Below are 17,372 nucleotides of genomic sequence, written 5' to 3' on the forward strand. Positions count from 1 at the left end.
AGGGACATGATGATCGGATATCTCGAAGGCCGCGTGATCGACGAGGACCTGGTGCTCACCGCCGGCGGCGTCGGCTACCGGGTCCGCACCGCCGAGCCGCTGGAACCCGGTCAGCGGGTGCGCCTGTTCGTCCTCACCACCGTCAGCGACACGGCGATCACCCTGTACGGCTTCGCCCGCCGCCAGGACGAGGCGATGTTCCAGGCGCTGCGGCAGGTGGACGGCGTGGGCCCCGCCGCGGCGCTGGCCCTGCTGGCCGAGCTGACCGCCGAGGGCGTGGCGGCCGCCGTACAGTCCGGCGACGCCGACGCGCTCACCCGGGCCAAGGGAATCGGCAGGCGGACCGCGCAGCGCCTCATCGACAACACCCCCGTGCCCGCCGGCCTCGCCCAGGCTGGGGCCGCGCGCGTCCCGCAGGCGCTGCCGCCCGACGCCGAGCCGCTGATCGGGGCGCTGCGGCGGATGAGCTTCCCCGAGCAGGAGGCCCGCCGGGCCGTCACCGGGGCGGTGGCCGCGCACGGGCCCGAGGCGGGCCAGACCACGCTCCTGCGGGCCGCGCTGGCCGTCCTGCGCGAGGGGGCCGCGTGAGCCGCCAGACGAACGATCCGCTCCGCCCCGGCACCCTGCGCGAGTTCACCGGCCAGCCCGTCCTGACGGGCCGGCTGCGGGTCCTGCTGACCGCGGCCCGCTCGCGCGGCGGCATGCTCGACCACGTCCTGCTCGCGGGCCCTCCCGGGCTGGGCAAGACCACGCTGGCGCACGTGATCGCCCACGAGCTGGACGTCCCGCTGGTGCCGGCCCTCGGCCCCGGCCTGGAGACCATGGCGCACGCGGTGACGCTGCTCACCGGCGTGACCGGCCCGGCGGTGGTGTTCATCGATGAGATCCACCGGATGGGCCGCGCCGCCGAGGAGACCCTGTACGCCGCGATGGAGGACGGCCGGGTCGCCATCACCGTCGGCGACGGCCCGGCGGCGGAGATCGTCCGCCTGGACCTGCCCCCGATGACGGTGGTGGGCGCCACCACCCAGATGGGGCTGCTGTCGGCGCCGCTGCGCGACCGGTTCGGCTTCGCCGGCCACCTCGCCCCCTACGACGAGGCCGCCCTGGCCGGCATCGCCGCGGCCAACGCCCGGCGCCTCGGCTTCGACCTGACCGATCAGGGGGCGCTGACCCTGGCCCGCCGCTCGCGCGGCACCCCCCGTGTGCTGAACCAGCGGCTGCGGCTGGTGCGGGACGTGCTGCACGTCGAGGGCCGCCCAGCGGCCGACGACGCCCTGGTGCGTGACGCGCTCGACCGGTTCGGCATCGACGAGCTGGGGCTGGACGACCTGGGCCGCGGCCTGCTGCACGCCCTGTGCGTGCAGTTCGGCGGCGGCCCCGTCGGCGGTGCCGCGTGGGCGGCCTCGGTGAACGAGACCGAGCGCACGCTGGAGGCCCACGAGCCCTACTTGATGCGCGCCGGGCTCACCCAGCGCACCGCGCGCGGCCGCGTCGCCACCCCCAAGGCGTTCGGCCACCTCGGACTGCCCGCCCCCGCGACCTGACGGCCCCGCCCCGCCCCGCCCCGCCCCGCGATCACGAGCCTCCCGGTCCCCACGGCACCGGGAGGCTCTGTCGTACCACCTGTCCCGCTGGTATTGCGCCACGAGCGCCGGCCGTGACGGTCCGTGCGCGAACGGGGTCCGGAACGCGAGGACCGCGTTCCGGACCCTCCGATCCTCCGAGGAGGGACAAAAGAAGTGACCGTCACGAACGCCGGACCCCACCTGCTCCTGGTGGGCCTGGGCAACCGCTCCACCAGGCTGCTGCGCGCGCTGCGCACCGCCCGCACACCGCTGCGGGTCAGCGCCGTGGTCGACCCCGCCCCCACCACCGGCGACCGCGTCGCCGAACTGGTCGGGGAGGGACTGCTGCCCGGGCCGGTCCCGGTCCACCAGAGCGTGGAGGAGGCACTGGCCGCCGGCCGCCCCGAGGTGGCCCTGGTGGCCGGGCCGCACGACACGCACCAGGCCGCGGTGCTGGCCCTGGCCCGCGCCGGAGTCGCGGTGTGGAAGGAGAAGCCGTACGCGCTGACCCTCGCCGACGCCGCCGAGCTGGCCGCGCTGCCCCACCCGGGGGTGCGCGTGATGGCCCACCGGCCGCACGGGCCGCTCCTGCGCCAGGCCATGGCCCAGTTGCCGGAGTGGGGGCGTCTGCTGTCCTACCGGATCCGCATCACGCGCCCGACCGGCGACTACTCCGGCACCTGGCGCGCCGACCGGGCCCGCTCGGGCGGCGGAGCGATCTGCGACCTGGGCTATCACGCGTTCGACCTGATCGCCCGGATCGCGCCCGATCCAGTCTCGGTGTACGCCGTGACCCCCGAGCCGCCCGCCCACCGTCCCCCCGTGGACGTGGAGGAGCGCGCCTGGATCACGGTGAACCACCGCGGCGGCTGCCGCGGCCTGGTCGAGCTGTCCCGGTGCGACGAGCAGGCCGACGACGTCGAGCTCGTCGCCGAGCACGGCCGGTTCGACCTGACCGGCGACCGGGCCCGCTTCGAGATGCCCGAGCACGTCGGCCTGGCGCAGACGGTGGAGTCCACCTCCGTCGCCGACCCGTGGTCGGCGATGCTGCGCCACCACGCCGCCACCCTGACCGACCGGCGGATCACCGCCGAGCACGCCCGGCTGGGACTGATCGCGGTCGCCCTCACGGAGGCCGCCTACACCAGCCTCGACAACCAGAGCCCCGCCTTCGTGGCGGACACCTCTCACCTGGAGGTCTCATGAACGGCCTGACCTGGTCCGCGAACGACCCCGAGATCGAGGCCGCGCTGATCGCGCAGTCGCGGGAGGCCATCTCGATCTACGACCGCAGCGGCATCATCGCCCGCTTCGAGGACGCCTTCGCCGCCCGTCACAACGCCGACCTGGCGCTGCTGACCAGTTCCGGGACGGCGGCCCTGCACTCGGCCTACTACGCCCTGGACATCGGCCCGGGCGACGAGGTGATCGTGCAGGACTACACCTTCTTCGCCACCGCCACCCCGCTGACGCTGCTCGGCGCGCTGCCCGTGCCGGCCGACGTCACCGACGACGGCGCGCTCGACCTGGCCGCGGCCACCGAGCTGATCACCCGGCGCACCAAGGCGCTGGTGATCACGCACATGTGGGGGCAGCCGCAGGACACCCGCGCCGCGCGCGCGTGGTGCGACAAGCACGACCTGGCGCTGGTCGAGGACTGCTCGCACGCCCACGGCGCCGGCCGCGACGGCGTCTCGGTCGGGGAACTGGCCGACGCCGCCTGCTGGAGCCTGCAGGGCAACAAGACCATCACCGCCGGCGAGGGCGGCATCATGACCACCCCCCGCCGCGAGGTCTACGAGAAGGCGACCCTGCTGGGCCACTTCAACAAGCGGGCCAAGGCCGAGATCCGGCCCGACAACCCGCTGTACAGGTACGCCGAGACGGGGCTGGGCATGAAGTACCGCATCAACCCCCTGGGCCTGCCCCTCGCCGAGTCCTGCCTGCGGCGCCTGGACGACTGGCTGGCCACCCGCGCCCGCCACGCCGCCCGCCTGGAGCGGGTCCTGGCCGACCGGCCGGGCATCGGGGTGCTCACCCCGGTCTCGGGGTCGCAGGTCGCCACCTTCTACGCCTTCGTGTTCACCGTCGACCCGGAGGCGGCGGGGTTCACCCGCGACGACCTGCTCACCACCCTGCGCGCGAGCGGATGCGACGCGTTCGATCACTGCGACGCGATGCGGCCCCTGCACACCCACCCGCTCTTCTGCGAGCCGATCTCCCCGGTGACCACCTACCAGGACACCGGCATCCGCGGCGACTTCCCGGTCAGCGACCGGCTCGCCGCCCAGACCGTGCGGGTCCAGGTGCCCGCGGTCGACGACGAGGCGGGCCGCGCCTACGGTGACTCCATCATCGGGGCCCTGGAGCGGGCTCTGGAGACGATCACCCGGGAGTAGCCTGATCTCATGAACGACCTGCAGCAGATGATCGACGAAGCCCGCCGCGACGGCATCGGCAAGCTCGTGGTCGGCGCGGTCGTCCACAGTGGCGGCCGGGTCCTCATCCTGCGGCGGGCCGGCGACGATGAGTTCCTGCCCGGCATCGAGGAGCTGCCCTCCGGCGGCCTGGAGGACCAGGAGGACCCGCTCACCGGCCTGGCCCGGGAGCTGGCCGAGGAGATCGGCTGGACCGGCCCGGTGACCGTCGACCCCGGCTTCGTGGCCGCGTTCGACTACACCACCGGCTCAGGCCGTACGGCCCGCCAGCTCACCTTCGCGGTCCCCGCCCCGGACCAGCCGGTACGGCTGTCCGCCGAGCACACGGCCCACCGCTGGATCCACCCGGCCGACGTCGGCACCACCGACGTCACTCCGGAGACCGCCCAGACCATCCACGCCTGGGCCCAGCACTCCACGCCCCAGGCCTGAACCCATCCCCAACCCACGTGTCCCCGGCACCCCCGCCGGGGACACGTCCCATTCCCCCCAAAACCCCCGCCCGCCCACAACCACTGCGTGGGAGAACACACAGCGACCTGCGCCTACGCCACTATGGCCCGCCTAGTCCGGGAGTCCCCTGGGATCGGTGACGACGCGTTGATCTATCTCGACGAAGACACACGACACAGCGCTCGCTGATAATCACCATGATCAGACGGGTCGTATCGCCGACACTGAGCATCCTCACCTCGCACCGATGAGAGCCTTCGCGATCATCCAGAAGAGGACTGCACAATGGAACACCCCGCAGCCCCACCAGCGGGAAACTTGCCACCGAACGACGACTATCAACCGGAACGCGAAGTAGTAACCCCAATGCCCAGATCGCTAAAAGTGCTCGAAAACGCCGCCAGCCCCTGACAAACCCGCAGGTCGCCGAGCCTGCTCCCCGCGCACGCGGGGATGGCCCCGACCAAGAGGCAGCGATCCGCGCGGGCACGTACTGCTCCCCGTGCACGCGGGGATGGCCCCCATCCGGAGGACGCACATGATCGACGAGAGGCTGCTCCCCGTGCACGCGGGGATGGCCCCAACACGATGTTGCCGCTGTTGATGAGGTTGAGCTGCTCCCCGTGCACGCGGGGATGGCCCCATGCGGCCGGTGACGGTCGTGAAGGGCGCGAACTGCTCCCCGTGCACGCGGGGATGGCCCCATGCGGCCGGTGACGGTCGTGAAGGGCGCGAACTGCTCCCCGTGCACGCGGGGATGGCCCCTTGGCCACCTCGTTCAGGTCGTCCCACGCCATCTGCTCCCCACGCACGCGGGGATGGCCCGCTCGCCCTCTACGAAGAGGGAGCCCCCGACCCTGCTCCCCGCGCACGCGGGGATGGTCCCGTCAGGCTCACGACGCGGCCTCCTCGTCTCGGGTGCTCCCCGCACTCGCGGGGATGGTTCCGCGATGACGGGCCCATGTTGGACGCCATCGTCTGCTCGCTGGGCACGCGGGGAAGGCGTGCGTCGTCGTGCTGGGTGGTCGTTAGGGGGCGTGGTCGGCGATGGTGGTGAGGTGGTTGTTGTGGGGGAAGGTCCATAGGCCCAGGTTGTGGTGTTGGAGGTGGGTGAACCAGGCGGCGGGGCCGAGGGTGGGGCCGACGCGGTCGGGGGCGGCGGACGGCCAGGGCAGGGCGAGGCGGCGGGCGCAGTCCTGGCGGGCCTGCGGGTCGAGGTCCGGGGGGAAGGGGGTGCGGACCTGTAACGCCAGGCCGTCGGGGGGCGGGGTCTGGAGGGGGGTGGCGCGGGGGCCGAGCAGGTGGCGGTGGGCCTGGGTCACGGACTCGGCCACGGCCCGGGTGACGGCGTCGAGGGGGTCGGGCGTGTGCGCGGCGATGCGGGCCAGGTCCTCGGTCGCGGTCATCGCGGCGGTGAGGGCGTTCTGCGCCAGGTCCCGGATCTCCCGCTCGTCCGCGTGGAGCATGCCGGCGGTGAGCAGGGCGTGCGGGGTGGTGAGGTCTCCGAGGATCCGGTGGGCGGCGCCGCGGGCCAGGAGAGCCGCCCAGGCTTCCTGGGGGGCCGGGCGCGCCGCCGACGGTGTCACCACGATCAGGTCGGGTGCCACGGGGTGGAAGAGATGGCCACGCCAGGCCGAGGTACGGGCGAACGCCAGGGCCTGTCCGGCGGCCCAGGCCCAGCCGGGCGCGTGGCCCGGCGGGGGCGGCGGGCTGGTGGCGTCGAGCTGGAAGGACGGCACGTGGTCCGCCTGAGCGCGGATGGGGCCGTCGGGTGCGGGGCGCAGGGCCCACAGGTGCATGTTCGCTCTTCCTTCTGCCGGGTGGCGGATGCGGCGCGGGTGGACGCGGATCGCGGCGGTCCGGGAGGGCCGCCTGTGATCACCACCGCCGCCTGGGGAGTGTACGCACGTGTGCGCCGCCTGCCCGTGGCGTTCGGTGGCGGGTACGTCCGTACGGTGTGCACGAACCCCCGGCGTGGCCGGGGGTTCGTCGTCGTCACCGGTGTGCGGCGGGATGGCGCGGGCGAAGGTCCGCCCGCGGTCCGGCGCCGGCCGGGACACCTTCGCGGCGGGACGGTGCCGCGTCGGGAGCCGGGAACGGATGTCAGCCGGTCACCGTGGTCAGTAGGCCCAGGGGTCCTGCTGACCCTCGGGTTCGGCGGGCTCGTTCCGGCCCCGGCCCTTCCTGCCGGCGTTGCCGTTGCCGCGGGACCGGCCGGCCGCGCCGTCGCCGGCCTTCCTCAGGTCGGCCACGTGGCCGAGGAGGCTGACGAAGACCTCGGCGTTGGCCAGTTCGTAGCGGGTCCGCTTCTCACCTTCCCTCGTCTCGTAGGTGTCCGTCGTCATCTCGCCGCGGGCCATGACGCGCATGCCGCGCGTCAGCGACTCGGCGAGGCACTCGGCGTGTAGTCCCCACGCCACCACGTCGATGAAGCCCTTCTTGCCGTCGACCCAGTCGGCCTTCTTCTTGTCGTAGCGGCGCGACGACGAGGCGATGCGCAGCGTGCACACGGCCGTGCCGCCCGGAGTGATCCGCAGCTGCGGGTCTTCGACAAGGTTGCCTACGACGTCGATCGTGTTATCAGCCACAGGTGGGGCTCCCCCTTTTCTGGCCGCCGCCAGAAACTGGCGGCCCGCTGCCCTGACCGGCCTGACCATGACCGCGACGGGGAGCCGGCCAACCCCGGGTACGCCCCCGCCCCGCGCCGCCGCTCCCGTTCGGCGGCGCGGGGCGCCCCCTCAGGGCGTACGCCCCAGCCCGTCGCCCGCGCGTGAGGCGGAATGTGAGAGGAGCGTGCCCGGCTAAGCGGGGGCCCGGAGTGGAGTGGCCGGGGACGCCGGCGGGGCCAGGTGCGCGGCGCAGCGGCGGCACAGCCCGGCCTCGTCCTCGGTGCCGTCCCAGGTCAGGTTGCGCAGGCAGATCGGGCAGGGCGGAGCCGCGGCCTGCGGCGGCAGCGTGAGGGTGAGGTTCATCGTGTACGCCTTCGGCGAGCGGAGCCGGACGGATGAGGGGGCGGCGGAGGGCCGGGCGGGCCGGTCAGAGCGCATCCGCGCGGTCCTCCAGCTCGCTGAGCAGGGAGCGGATGCGGGCCAGGTCGGCCCGCAGCGCCTGGATGCGCAGCTCGAGCGTCCGCAGGCGTTCCCGCGCCGCCTTCTCCTCGCCGGGCGTGCATGCGACGGCCGGGCGACGCTGCGCGTCGGGCAGGAGCACGCACCGGGGCGGGCGGGCAGTGGTCCCGGAGCCGGGGGCCGGGTGGACCGCGGGCACCTTGTGGTCGTGGAGCATCCTGTGCGCCTCCTGACGTGGCCCGCCGCCGGGGCGGGCGGCGTAAGACGAATGGTGCGAAAGGAACAAGGCTGTGGATGCGGGAGAGCGTGGGTGCGTGTGAACGTCTCCCGCGACACAGGACTGTAGGGGTCAGATTCTGCGTTTCAGGGCGTCATTGTCCGGTTGTTGTTATTTCCGTGGGCGGCCGTTGCCGCCGCTCACGCCGCGCGGGCGTACCGGCTCCCGCGGCACCGGGACGGCGCGGCCGGGAGCGGCCCGGCGTTGCCGTACGGGAGCGGCCCGGCGTTGCCGTACGGGGGTGGGCCGGGACGGTGCCCGGCATGACCGACAACCGACACACCAGCGGCCGGCAGCCCGATGAGCTGCCCAACTTCGGCGGATACTTCGCCAAGCAGTGCCCCAACGAGGTCCGCCTGGACGCCGACCCCGACTACGACCCGGCCATGAAGCTGCCGCCGGCTCCGGGGCTGCAGGCGTTGTTCGACGCGGGCAACGCCTTCGAGGCCGAGGTCGAACGGCACCTGAGGGACGCGCACTCCGGGCGGCCGGGCGTGGTCTTCCTCCGTTCCCCGGCCGACCGGTCCGACCCGGCGGCCAAGCGGGACTGGGAGGCGCGATCCATGGCCGCCTTCGCCGACCCGGCCGTGCGCATGCTGTGGAACGCCCGGCTCGCGCCGGTGCCCAGCGAGCACCTCACCGGTGAGCCCGACATGGCCGTGCGCGCCGACGGTGGCGGCTGGTACCCCATCGACGTCAAGTGGCACCGCGAGCTGGACGGGGAGGCCAGGCCGAAGCCGTGGCCGGTGAGCTCTCTGGGCGCGCCGTACCTGGAGCGGGCCGCCCCGACCGAGCTGACGGGCAGCGCCCGGCTGCAGGACTGCCTGCAGCTCGCGCACTACCACCGCATGTTCCAGGCCCACGGCCTGGCGGTGCCCGAGGGGGCGGCGGTGTGGGGCGGCGTCATCGGGCGCGGCCTGCGGGTGGTGTGGTTCCGGCTCGACGAGCCGCTGTTCCTGCACCCTGACCGGGACGGGGCCCGCCGGCGGATGAGCGCCCTGGAGATCTACGACCAGGAGCGCGCTCTCCGCCTGGGGATCGTCCGCCGCGAGCATGAGCGCCGCGCCGCGCCGGGCCTGCCCTCGCTGGCGCTCCCCCAGTACGACGCCTCACGCTGCCCCGGCTGCGGCTGGCGCCGGGTGTGCATGGACGCCATGACGCGTGCCGGGGACATCACCCTGGTGCCGGGAATCACGCCCGCCAAGGCGTCCGCCTTCCGCGGCCGGGGTGTGCACGCGATCACGGACCTGGCCGGTCTGCACCACCCCACGGCCGTCGCCGTCCAGCTGGGACTGGACGTGCCCGCGGTGATCGAGGCGGCGGCGGGATGGCCGCGCCCGGGCGCCCCCGCGCGGGAGGTGCTGCGCGCGTTCAGGCCCAAGCGCACCCGGACGCGGGAGCTGACGCTGCCGCTGGCCGAGGCCGGGGTGGTCACCGTGGCCGATCTGGCCGGGCTGGATCCGGTCACCGCCGGATTCGCCCGGCCCCGCGTGGCGAACCTGCCCGAGCTCATCGACCGGGCGCGGGTACGCCTGGCGGGCACGGTGCACCGGGCCCGCGGCAGCGACTTCGCCGGGTTCCCCCGCGCCTCCATCGAGGTCGACATCGACTTCGAGGACGTGCCCGGGCACACGTACCTGTTCGGCGCGCTGGTGACGCGCCGCAAGCGCCGCCCGGACGGGCAGGTGCACGTGCGCAGCGACTACCGGCCGTTCACGTGCTGGGACGGCACCGCCGACGGTGAGGCGCGGGCGCTGGCGGAGTTCTGGGCCGAGCTGCGGGACCTGATCGGGCACGCCGACGCCCACCGGCTCGGCATCCGCATCTACCACTACAGCCACCACGAGGACGCCGCGCTGCGGGAGCTGGCCCGGCGCCACGCCGGTGCTCCGGGAGTGCCCACCGCCGGGCAGGTCGAGGAGCTGCTGGCCGACCCGCGCTGGGTGGACCTGCGGCCCATCCTGGCCGAGGACCTCATCTGGCCCACCCTGGACTACAGCATCAAGTCGCTGGCCAAGCTGGCCGGGCACCAGTGGAGCGGTGAGGACGACAACGGGGCGACCTCACAGGCGTGGTACCGGGACGCGGTCGAGCATCCCGACGCCGCGGTCCGCGAGGCGATGCGCGAGCGCCTGACGGTGTACAACCACCAGGACAACCTCGCCACGCTGCGGATCCGCGAGTACCTCGTCCGGTTCGCCGAGTCCCAGCGCCGCCCCGGCGAGAATCTGCCCAGCGTCGCCGACCTCGGCGAGAACGCTCCCGCCCCGGCGCGGCAGACCGCGGTATAGCCGGGCGAGCCACCCCGCACCCGGGGGCGCCGATCGCACGAGCGACCGGCGCCCCCTCCCGCGTCCCGGGACGGAGCTGCGGGGTCACGCGTGCGCGCCCGCCAGGCCGTGCGCGAGGCCGCGCCGCCACCGCCCCTGAGCCCTCGGCCCCACCCACGTGATCCTCGGCGAGACCTCGATGGCCACGGCGTCCTCATCCCCTCACCGGCGGCCTCAGCCCCGCCCGGCTCACGGTCGACGAGGCCGCCAGCGGACCGCTATCCGCCCTGCCGCCGGCGGACGCGGCGGCTAACGTTGCGCTGGTGAGCGCTGACGCCGACGTGTCCTACCTCTGGTACCCCGCTCCCACTCCCGCCGGGTTGGAGATCACCCAGGTTTACGGGTATCTCCTCTGCCCCCACACCGGCCGGGTGCTGATCATCGACGATGACGGGGTGTTCAACCTTCCTGGCGGGAGGCCCGAGCCGTACGACGAGGACATGGTCGCCACGCTGAAGCGGGAGGCGATGGAGGAGGCGCAGGTTCGCGTCGCCCAGACCGCGTACCTCGGCTATCAGGAGGTGCGCCGCGCCGGCCGCGCCCCGTACGCCCAGGTCCGCATGGTCGGAGTGATCAGTGCCTTCGGGCCGCGCCGTCCGGATGTGGACAACGGCCGGACCTACCGGCGACTCCTGGCGCCGCTGATGCACGCCCCCGGCGTACTCGGATGGGGCCGACCTGCCGTGGCGCAGGCGACGCTGGCCGGCGAGATCGCCCGAACGATCTGGAAGCTGCCGGTGGGAACACCGGCACCCCCGGGTTACGTGGACTGAACGGCCGCGTTGCCCGTGCCGCCCCTAGGTTCCCCGGGCGTTGGGTCAGGTGAGGGTTGCTTCCCACCGCCCGCGGCGTAGTCGGATGGTGCCGTCCTTGGCGATGTCCGCCTTGGCTCCGTAGACCGGCAGGGAGCCCTCGCGCAGCCACATCTCTCTGAGGCCGTCGAGCAGGTCCCACAGCCGCCGCGGGCCGCCCTGGTGGACGACCGGGTTGGTGCCCCCGCGTGAGGTGGCCCGCGCCCATGAGCCGTCCTGGTGGACCATGTACGCGGTCCGCGTGTTCGTGCGTTCGTCCTCCTCGTAGTGGTGCTCGATGCCGGGGTGGAGCACGCCGAGGGTGGACCACAGGTCCCAGCTTTCGGGCACGTTGACGAGGGGGTAGCGGCCGGAGGTGATGTCCTCGCCCTTGTCCTCGCGAGCCCGCGCCCACATGTCGGGACTGACCCCTTTGTAGGCGGGGCCGGAGCGGGTGTGCATGAAGCCGGCGCGGTCCCACTCGATCCGGCCGGAGGCCGTCCCGTCGTCGTTCATGTCGGCGGTGAGGATCAAGGCGGTCTCGGCGATGGTCGTGACCAGGCGGCCTCCCGGCCGGAGCACCTCCAGCCACGTTCGGGGAACGGGGCGGACGGACACGGTTGCGATGATCCGGTCATAGGTGCCCAGGACGGTGCCGGTGGCGTCGGCGGTGATCAGGTGGGGATGCAGCCCGAGTTCGGCCAGCCGGTCCCGCGCCGCCTGGGTCAGGTAGGGATCTACGTCGATGCTGGTGACCCGTCCATCCCCCAGGCAGGTGGCCAGCAGGGCCGTCCCGTATCCCGACCCGGTTCCCACGTCCAGCACGTTCATCCCATCGGAGATGAACGCGTGGCGGAACATCTGCACGAGCAGGCTCGGCAGCGTCGCGGAGGAGGTGGGGTGACCGACGCGCACCTCTCCCGGCGAGGCGTGGTCGGCGTGATGAGGGCCGACCTGCGTGATCAGGCTCCGGTCGTCGTAGACGTTCGTCAGCCACGCCTGCCGGTCTTGGGGCGTGGCCAGCTCGAATTCGGGTTCGATGTTCTGCCGGTAGCGCCAGGCCCACCAGTGGGGCACGAACCTGTGCCGTGGCACGGCCGCGATGATGGGGCGCCATCGCGAGACCGGATGCGCCACCTGGTCGGCCAACTGGCGGGCGTAGGGCTCCCACTCCATGTCGCTCACGGGATCACACGCGGCTTTCAAGAGGGCCGACCTCCTGTTTCACTGAGCGCGGGTCACTGGACGCGCGTTGCAGGGTCACAACAAGGGCAACTGCTCTGGGCCGCTCTGGGCGGTCAAGTCTTCTTCGATGGGGATCACGGCAGAGCGGTAGAGGGTCCGAAGCGGCAAGCTCTCAGGGGCGCTATGGATCAGCTCGAACAGGAGTAGGGCCGCGCCGAAGGCATCCCATAGGGCGCGGTGAGGCTGGCTGTCGGATGCCAGCTCGTCCACGCGTTGCACGAGGCCGTAGTGCTCTAGTAACGGTTGAAGCCCCTTGCGCTGTCCGTCAGGAAGGCAGATCCGGGCGAGCCGTAGCGTGTCGAGTAGGGCGGCGGGTTGGACGTTGGGGCAGCGGCGGCGCAGGAGTCTCCAGTCCACCGTCACGTTGTGTCCAACGATGGTGGAGTCGGCCAACCGGGTCGTCAGCTCGGGCTCGATCTGCTCCAAGGGCGGGGCGTCCTTCAGCGCCTCGTTCGTGAGGCCAGGCGATGTCCAGGGGCGTCGAGGCAGTGGCCGGCCGGGGTTGATCAGGGTGTGGTAGCTGTCGGCCGGTGACGGGTGGCCGTGGACCAGGGGAACGAGGGCGATCTCCAAGATGGCTTCGTGCTCGCCATCCTGTGCACCGCTGCCTTCGAGGTCGACGGCGATCAAGGAGGCGTCCTCCCAGGGGTCAAGGTCCATTGCCACCCGTCTCTTGTGCCGGTTGCTCAGTCGTCATCAAAGCGCGCGGCGGTCTCGAACTGCTGGCGAATCAGGTTGAACTGCTGGAGTTCCTCGTCGCTGGGTTGGTGGCCGGTGAGGGATCGGCCGTGGGCGTGGAGCATGTGGGGCTGGTCCAGTTCCCAGATCTGGTGGCGCAGGGTGTGCTGGATGGCGTAGCGGCGCTGCTCGCCCAGGCCGTGCGTCCAGATGCGCCCCTCGTCGAGAAGGTATTCGCTGGTGTAGCCGAGGTCGGCGAGGACGGCCTCGAACTCGGTCCGGTCGGGGTCGTGGTAGTCGGCGGCGCAGAGGTCGCGCTGCTTGACGGGGCAGATGTCGCACAGCTCGCGCACGCCCCAGTGGCCGTTGTAGTCGGGGACCTGATGGGCGTAGGAGACGCCGCAGGACGTCTTGCGGAACAGGGGGGTGGTGATGCCGGACTCCAGCCAGGCGGTGACGACGCGCTTGTCCAGCTCGGCGGGCATGATCTTGCGCCGGTGGTAGTCGGCCTCGCTGTACGGCAAGGGGACCCCGAGATCGCGTAGGTAGGCGTCGTTCTCCTGCTTGTGGTAGTAGCCCGTGAACACGATGGCGTCGGCCTGCCGGCCGACCGTGAGGACGTGGCCCAGAGTCTCGGGCTGGTCGTTCCAGCCGGGAACGATCGGGCGCCAGTAGAGCACCACCTTGGTGCGGCTCTTGTGCGCGCAGGCGGTCGTAATCGATGTGGTGGTGATGGTGCTCTTGGCGATCGGCTCGATGCGGGGGTCGGTGATCCCGGAGTAGGTGAACAACAGCGTCAACCTCAGGTGGCGCAGCCGCTCCAGCATGGCCATGTCCTCGGCCGTCACGGTGAACCGGGTGATGATCAGGACGAGGTTGTCCAGCCCCTCGGCGTCGAGCGCCTGGAGCACCTGGAACAGGTGCGGCTTCACGCCGGGCAGGAACGGGTCGGTCGCCTTGTTGAAGAGCTGGATCGGTGTGGTGGACGGCCGGAACGCCGGGTGCGTGAGCAGCGAGTCGATGGCATCGGACGTCGAGCACAGGAGTTGGGGCGTCTTGTGCTCGAAGTCTCCCCAGAAGTGGCGGACGCAGTATCCGCAGTCCAGGGGGCAGCCGATGATGTGGTTCAGTGACAGGCCGGACTTTCGGTAGGTGATGATCTGGGCCATGTAGGGGTCCAGCCTCGCCTGCTGCTCGACCGGCATGAGGTCGAGGCGTTGCCTGCGGACGCCGAGGTGGTCGATGGTCATGGGCAGACTCCGTTTCGGGGGGCGATCAGGAGGTCGGTGCGGTCGATGCCGAACCAGATCAGGAAGTCCCGGCATGCGGCTGCGGCGTCGTCTGAGGTGTGGATGACGTTGTCGATCAGCCGCCCTTCGCTTCGGGCCTTGGCGAGGTTGTCGATGCCGAAGTGACCGCGGATCGAGGTTGGGCGGGCGCGAGCGGGGTCGTAGTGGCCAAGCAGGGCTCGCAGCCGGGCGGGGGTGTCAGGCTCTCCTGGTCTGGCGAGTGGTCCGTGGCCGAGGGCGATGACGACGTGCTTACCGACGTAGCAGCGGCGTAGGTCGGCCGGGACGTCGATCGGGGCCAGCCGCTCAGGCGCGCGGAGCAGGTCGTCGTAGTGGGCGAAGATCTGGGCCTGGGTGACGACCACGGTCTCCTGGGCGATGATCTGGACGTGTTCGGCGCAGCGGGCCAGGACGGGTTCGACCAGGCCGCGTTGGAGGCAGTCCGGCTTGAGCAGGATGATGCTCCAGCGGTGCCAGTCGATTTGTTGAAGTCGGGCCAGCGCGGGATTCGGCGCCTCGTAGCGCCGATCGTTCGACGACGCGTTCACTTGTCGGCTCCGTCCGGGGGCTCGTCGAGGGGCAGGGCCTTCGGCCAACGGTTGGAGATCAGGCGCTGGTACGGCTCGGCCAGGCGGCTCAGGGTCGCCCGCGATACGGGCTGCCCGCCCTGGTGGCGGATCTGACGATGGATCTCGAACAGCAGCACCACCTGCTGCCAGTAAGGGGCCAGGCGCGACCAGCCCTGGTCGTTCAGGTCGAGGGGTGCCTCGTTGTGCCGCAAGGCCTCCTCGTAGCAGGCGACGACTGCCAGCTCCGCCCAGCCGGTCGCCGGCATCGTCATGACGGGGGGAGGCTCGGGCGGGTCCAGTGCCGCATCGGCCAGCACGGTGGCCACACGGTTGATGTCGATGTCGTTGATATGCATGGAACCGACGTGATGGGCGTACGTGCCGAGTCCAACCCCGAGTCGGCGGGCGGTGAACTCCTGGAGCACGGTGAAGCTGAACACGTCGCAGAGCAGGCCGGTAACCGCGTCGTTGCCGCGCATGTACGTGATGGCGTGCAGGCGGCCGTCGCGGAGCATGAATTGCAGAGCCAGGGTGCAGGAGACGTCCGGGTTGGCAGGGTCAGCCAGCTCTTCTGGGTGGAAGAAGGTCACCACGGCGCGCTTGGTCCCCTCCTCCAAGCGGAGTCGCTCCACCACGGTGTCCCACTGGGAACGGCCCCCGGCGGCCAGGCCGAACAGCTTGGGCCCGTAGGCCGTTCCGGAGAGGACCTTTCCGTCCGCCGAGTAGCGCGTCAGCCTGGGCGCGTAGTACGAGATCATCTCCAAGTCGTCGCGGCCGAGGAGGTACCACAGGGCCTCGGCGTAGCAGAACACGATGTTGGTGCGGCGGCCCCTCAGGTGCACGATCCGGTCGCGAGGATCAGCCAGGGCGAAGCTGATGTTCAGGCATTCGCGAGCGGCGTTCCCGCGGGCCGCGGTCCTGTGCTCGTGATCACGGCTGACGTGGGCGAGGACGGCGAGGTAGGCGTCCTCGAACCGATGGAAGGTCTCAGCATGCATGCTTCTTGTCTTCCTGCCTCGGTAGGGAGTGCCGGCTGACAGATGAGTGGTGAACCGCAGCCCCCGGGGACTCTTGGACCGGGAGCGAGGTGGAACCCGGTGTCAGCCCGGGGGCTGCGGTCGTCTTCGCGGCGTGCACTTGGTCATTGGGGATGACGAACCAGACGCTCTTGCCAGAAGATCCCGTGCTGAACAGGCGAGTGGTGCGAACGCCGCAAAGCCCGTTCGTAAGCTCCGCCACAATGGCCAATCCACGCCCCCCAGCGGCGATCTCGGCCAATCCGCCGACAGCCGGGTGTTCCGCGGGATGCTGTAGGTACGTCGCCACGGCCTCAAGACCAGGTCCCGCGTCAGCGATTTCGCAGGCGACCGGAACACCGCCGTGCCGTACGATCCTCATCTCGCATGGCCCGGCTCCGTGCTGATAGGCGTTCGCGGCCAGTTCGCCAACGATGAGCGACAGGTCATCCAGGGTCTCGGGATCGGTGACGTAGTCGGTCAGTTCAGCGCGCAGCAGGTGGCGGGCACGCCGGGCACCGCGGTCAGGGGGCAGGCACCACACGGTCACGTGAACTTGGCAGTGAGGGACGGTGATCTGTCCGAGCTGGCCCAGGTGGATCTCGGCGAGGGCGAGGTCACCGCGGGTGAGCATCGCACGCTCCCGGCTCGTGTCCGTCTTCACGAGAGAGTCGGCCCAGGCCCGCTGACTGCCACGGATGACGTCCCCGCACCAGGATCAACCGCCGGCCCGTGGACGCGATCCAGGCCCACCGCCGTCGCGCCGTCCACCTGCCGCCCAGGTGCGCCAGCGAGGGCAGTACAACGCCATAGCTGTGGCTGCTGTTGACGGCGTCCATCAGCCCGACGAAGCCCGGGGTCATGATGCGGTCGTCCCGATGGTCGGTGAACACAGACCCCAACATCAGCTCGTGCTGGTCGCAGTACGCGGACAAGGCCGCCGTCAGCGCCGCCCGGCGCGAGGTGCTCGGCGCGGAGCGTGTCGGCGAGGCCGATGGCCAGGTGCCGGCGCAGGGCGTCCAGGGGTTCGCTCGCATCGTTCATGGGGTCCTCCCGGGGTGGACGCCGGGCCCGGCGATCAGCCAGAGCCGGTCGCCGGCGGCCTTGCGTTCCTGTGCGGCGATCAGCCCGCCGAGTTCGGCCAGGCTCTCGGCGTCCAGCCGCGCGACGAGCCCGTCGCTCTCCTGCCGCCGGGTGGGGCGGCAGCACCGCTCGGCCCTCCAGGTCTTGTTCTCGCGCCGGGTGATGTCCCAGCCGGGGTGGAGCGCCGCCATCGCCTCCAGCCGGCGCACATCCTCAGGCGCGATGGTGAGCTCGGGGTCGTTCCACCAGCGGGTCACGACGCAGCCCTGACTCGCGGCTTGGGAAGCTTGTCCCGCGCCGCGACCGCCTGCCGCCGCTCCTGCTCACGCAGCTTCTCCGCGAGCCCGGCCAGGTCGTCGGCGTCCACCACCCGGTCACAGGACTCCATCTCGTGCCGGGTCAACTCCCGTCTCAGCGACGCCCACCACCGGCCAGCGTTACTGCGGAAGACCGTCCAGGAGGGGAACTCCTCTGCCACCTGGGAGAGGGTGCTGTTGGGGGAAGTCATGCCAGCCATCGGCGCGGTCTCGGTACGTCCGCTCACTGTGGTCATCGCCTACGCCTCGG

Annotated in this window: 19 protein-coding genes and 1 CRISPR repeat array; of the genes, 7 read left to right on the top strand and 12 right to left on the bottom strand. The window is 71.8% G+C overall.

What is annotated here, in order from left to right; translation table 11 throughout:
• The first annotated feature begins 6 nt into the window (after positions 1-6).
• The 5 genes from ruvA (at position 7) to D5H75_RS31435 (ending at position 4,438) form a co-directional block, all read left to right on the top strand.
• Positions 7-588: a Holliday junction branch migration protein RuvA gene (gene ruvA / locus D5H75_RS31415; RefSeq protein WP_119930202.1), complete on the top strand. Its 582-nt coding sequence runs from the start codon at positions 7-9 to the stop codon at positions 586-588.
• On the top strand, positions 585-1,547 hold the full coding sequence (gene ruvB / locus D5H75_RS31420; RefSeq protein ID WP_119930203.1) for a Holliday junction branch migration DNA helicase RuvB: 963 nt from the start codon (positions 585-587) through the stop codon (positions 1,545-1,547). Before ruvA ends, ruvB begins: the two co-directional genes overlap by 4 nt.
• Before the next feature lie 195 nt (positions 1,548-1,742).
• Complete coding sequence (locus D5H75_RS31425; protein WP_202638690.1) at positions 1,743-2,774, top strand: Gfo/Idh/MocA family protein; 1,032 nt, start codon at positions 1,743-1,745, stop codon at positions 2,772-2,774.
• Positions 2,771-3,967, top strand: coding sequence for an aminotransferase class I/II-fold pyridoxal phosphate-dependent enzyme (locus D5H75_RS31430; protein ID WP_119930205.1), 1,197 nt, complete (start codon positions 2,771-2,773; stop codon positions 3,965-3,967). The genes D5H75_RS31425 and D5H75_RS31430 overlap by 4 nt, the downstream gene beginning before the upstream one ends.
• 9 nt (positions 3,968-3,976) lie before the next feature.
• The gene (locus tag D5H75_RS31435) at positions 3,977-4,438 is read left to right on the top strand and encodes an NUDIX domain-containing protein (RefSeq protein ID WP_119930206.1); all 462 of its coding nucleotides are present in this window, start codon (positions 3,977-3,979) and stop codon (positions 4,436-4,438) included.
• A gap of 453 nt (positions 4,439-4,891) precedes the next feature.
• A CRISPR array of direct repeats spans positions 4,892-5,345; the repeat unit is 29 nt; unit sequence CTGCTCCCCGTGCACGCGGGGATGGCCCC.
• 142 nt (positions 5,346-5,487) lie between these two features.
• Here the strand turns inward: D5H75_RS31435 and D5H75_RS42115 are convergent.
• From D5H75_RS42115 to D5H75_RS31460, 4 genes are all read right to left on the bottom strand, one after another.
• Entirely contained in the window at positions 5,488-6,258 is a 771-nt protein-coding gene (locus D5H75_RS42115; RefSeq protein ID WP_202638691.1) for a hypothetical protein, read from the bottom strand.
• 321 nt (positions 6,259-6,579) lie between these two features.
• The gene (ssb, locus tag D5H75_RS31450) at positions 6,580-7,047 is read right to left on the bottom strand and encodes a single-stranded DNA-binding protein (protein ID WP_202638692.1); all 468 of its coding nucleotides are present in this window, start codon (positions 7,045-7,047) and stop codon (positions 6,580-6,582) included.
• 213 nt (positions 7,048-7,260) lie between these two features.
• Positions 7,261-7,431 (bottom strand): hypothetical protein, encoded by a 171-nt coding sequence (locus D5H75_RS42120; RefSeq protein ID WP_202638693.1) that lies wholly within the window; start codon positions 7,429-7,431, stop codon positions 7,261-7,263.
• Positions 7,432-7,495: 64 nt separating this feature from the next.
• Entirely contained in the window at positions 7,496-7,744 is a 249-nt protein-coding gene (locus D5H75_RS31460; protein ID WP_119930210.1) for a hypothetical protein, read from the bottom strand.
• Positions 7,745-8,067: 323 nt separating this feature from the next.
• Between D5H75_RS31460 and D5H75_RS31465 the strand changes: the two genes are divergently transcribed.
• Positions 8,068-10,095: a TM0106 family RecB-like putative nuclease gene (locus tag D5H75_RS31465; RefSeq protein WP_119930211.1), complete on the top strand. Its 2,028-nt coding sequence runs from the start codon at positions 8,068-8,070 to the stop codon at positions 10,093-10,095.
• A 302-nt stretch (positions 10,096-10,397) separates the two neighbouring features.
• Positions 10,398-10,907, top strand: coding sequence for an NUDIX hydrolase (locus D5H75_RS31470; protein ID WP_119930212.1), 510 nt, complete (start codon positions 10,398-10,400; stop codon positions 10,905-10,907).
• Positions 10,908-10,952: 45 nt separating this feature from the next.
• On the opposite strand, the gene D5H75_RS31475 is transcribed toward D5H75_RS31470, so the two are convergent.
• From D5H75_RS31475 to D5H75_RS31515, 8 genes are all read right to left on the bottom strand, one after another.
• Complete coding sequence (locus D5H75_RS31475) at positions 10,953-12,101, bottom strand: methyltransferase domain-containing protein (protein ID WP_119930291.1); 1,149 nt, start codon at positions 12,099-12,101, stop codon at positions 10,953-10,955.
• 84 nt (positions 12,102-12,185) lie between these two features.
• A complete protein-coding gene (locus D5H75_RS31480) occupies positions 12,186-12,800 on the bottom strand; it encodes a 3'-5' exonuclease (protein WP_202638694.1) in 615 nt (204 codons plus the stop codon).
• A gap of 56 nt (positions 12,801-12,856) precedes the next feature.
• Positions 12,857-14,098 (bottom strand): hypothetical protein, encoded by a 1,242-nt coding sequence (locus D5H75_RS31485; RefSeq protein WP_202638695.1) that lies wholly within the window; start codon positions 14,096-14,098, stop codon positions 12,857-12,859.
• Positions 14,095-14,685, bottom strand: coding sequence for a nucleoside-diphosphate kinase (locus tag D5H75_RS31490; protein WP_242454639.1), 591 nt, complete (start codon positions 14,683-14,685; stop codon positions 14,095-14,097). The genes D5H75_RS31485 and D5H75_RS31490 overlap by 4 nt, the downstream gene beginning before the upstream one ends.
• Positions 14,682-15,704: a thymidylate synthase gene (locus D5H75_RS31495; protein ID WP_119930214.1), complete on the bottom strand. Its 1,023-nt coding sequence runs from the start codon at positions 15,702-15,704 to the stop codon at positions 14,682-14,684. Before D5H75_RS31495 ends, D5H75_RS31490 begins: the two co-directional genes overlap by 4 nt.
• Positions 15,694-16,356, bottom strand: coding sequence for an ATP-binding protein (locus tag D5H75_RS31500; RefSeq protein WP_119930215.1), 663 nt, complete (start codon positions 16,354-16,356; stop codon positions 15,694-15,696). Before D5H75_RS31500 ends, D5H75_RS31495 begins: the two co-directional genes overlap by 11 nt.
• A 406-nt stretch (positions 16,357-16,762) precedes the next feature.
• Complete coding sequence (locus tag D5H75_RS31510; RefSeq protein ID WP_119930217.1) at positions 16,763-17,062, bottom strand: hypothetical protein; 300 nt, start codon at positions 17,060-17,062, stop codon at positions 16,763-16,765.
• Positions 17,059-17,322, bottom strand: coding sequence for a hypothetical protein (locus tag D5H75_RS31515; RefSeq protein ID WP_119930218.1), 264 nt, complete (start codon positions 17,320-17,322; stop codon positions 17,059-17,061). The genes D5H75_RS31510 and D5H75_RS31515 overlap by 4 nt, the downstream gene beginning before the upstream one ends.
• Positions 17,323-17,372 lie beyond the last annotated feature (50 nt).

The sequence above is a fragment of the Bailinhaonella thermotolerans genome, from assembly GCF_003594875.1.
Classification (GTDB): Bacteria; Actinomycetota; Actinomycetes; order Streptosporangiales; family Streptosporangiaceae; genus Bailinhaonella; species Bailinhaonella thermotolerans.

Excerpts from the sequence above, each read along its gene's own strand:
- ruvA (WP_119930202.1), top strand. The coding sequence starts at position 7 with ATGATGATCGGATATCTCGAAGGCCGCGTGATCGACGAGGACCTGGTG.
- D5H75_RS31430 (WP_119930205.1), top strand. The coding sequence starts at position 2,771 with ATGAACGGCCTGACCTGGTCCGCGAACGACCCCGAGATCGAGGCCGCG.
- D5H75_RS31435 (WP_119930206.1), top strand. The coding sequence starts at position 3,977 with ATGAACGACCTGCAGCAGATGATCGACGAAGCCCGCCGCGACGGCATC.
- D5H75_RS42115 (WP_202638691.1), bottom strand. The coding sequence starts at position 6,258 with ATGCACCTGTGGGCCCTGCGCCCCGCACCCGACGGCCCCATCCGCGCT.
- D5H75_RS42120 (WP_202638693.1), bottom strand. The coding sequence starts at position 7,431 with ATGAACCTCACCCTCACGCTGCCGCCGCAGGCCGCGGCTCCGCCCTGC.
- D5H75_RS31460 (WP_119930210.1), bottom strand. The coding sequence starts at position 7,744 with ATGCTCCACGACCACAAGGTGCCCGCGGTCCACCCGGCCCCCGGCTCC.
- D5H75_RS31465 (WP_119930211.1), top strand. The coding sequence starts at position 8,068 with ATGACCGACAACCGACACACCAGCGGCCGGCAGCCCGATGAGCTGCCC.
- D5H75_RS31475 (WP_119930291.1), bottom strand. The coding sequence starts at position 12,101 with ATGGAGTGGGAGCCCTACGCCCGCCAGTTGGCCGACCAGGTGGCGCAT.
- D5H75_RS31485 (WP_202638695.1), bottom strand. The coding sequence starts at position 14,098 with ATGACCATCGACCACCTCGGCGTCCGCAGGCAACGCCTCGACCTCATG.
- D5H75_RS31495 (WP_119930214.1), bottom strand. The coding sequence starts at position 15,704 with ATGCATGCTGAGACCTTCCATCGGTTCGAGGACGCCTACCTCGCCGTC.
- D5H75_RS31500 (WP_119930215.1), bottom strand. The coding sequence starts at position 16,356 with ATGCTCACCCGCGGTGACCTCGCCCTCGCCGAGATCCACCTGGGCCAG.
- D5H75_RS31515 (WP_119930218.1), bottom strand. The coding sequence starts at position 17,322 with ATGGCTGGCATGACTTCCCCCAACAGCACCCTCTCCCAGGTGGCAGAG.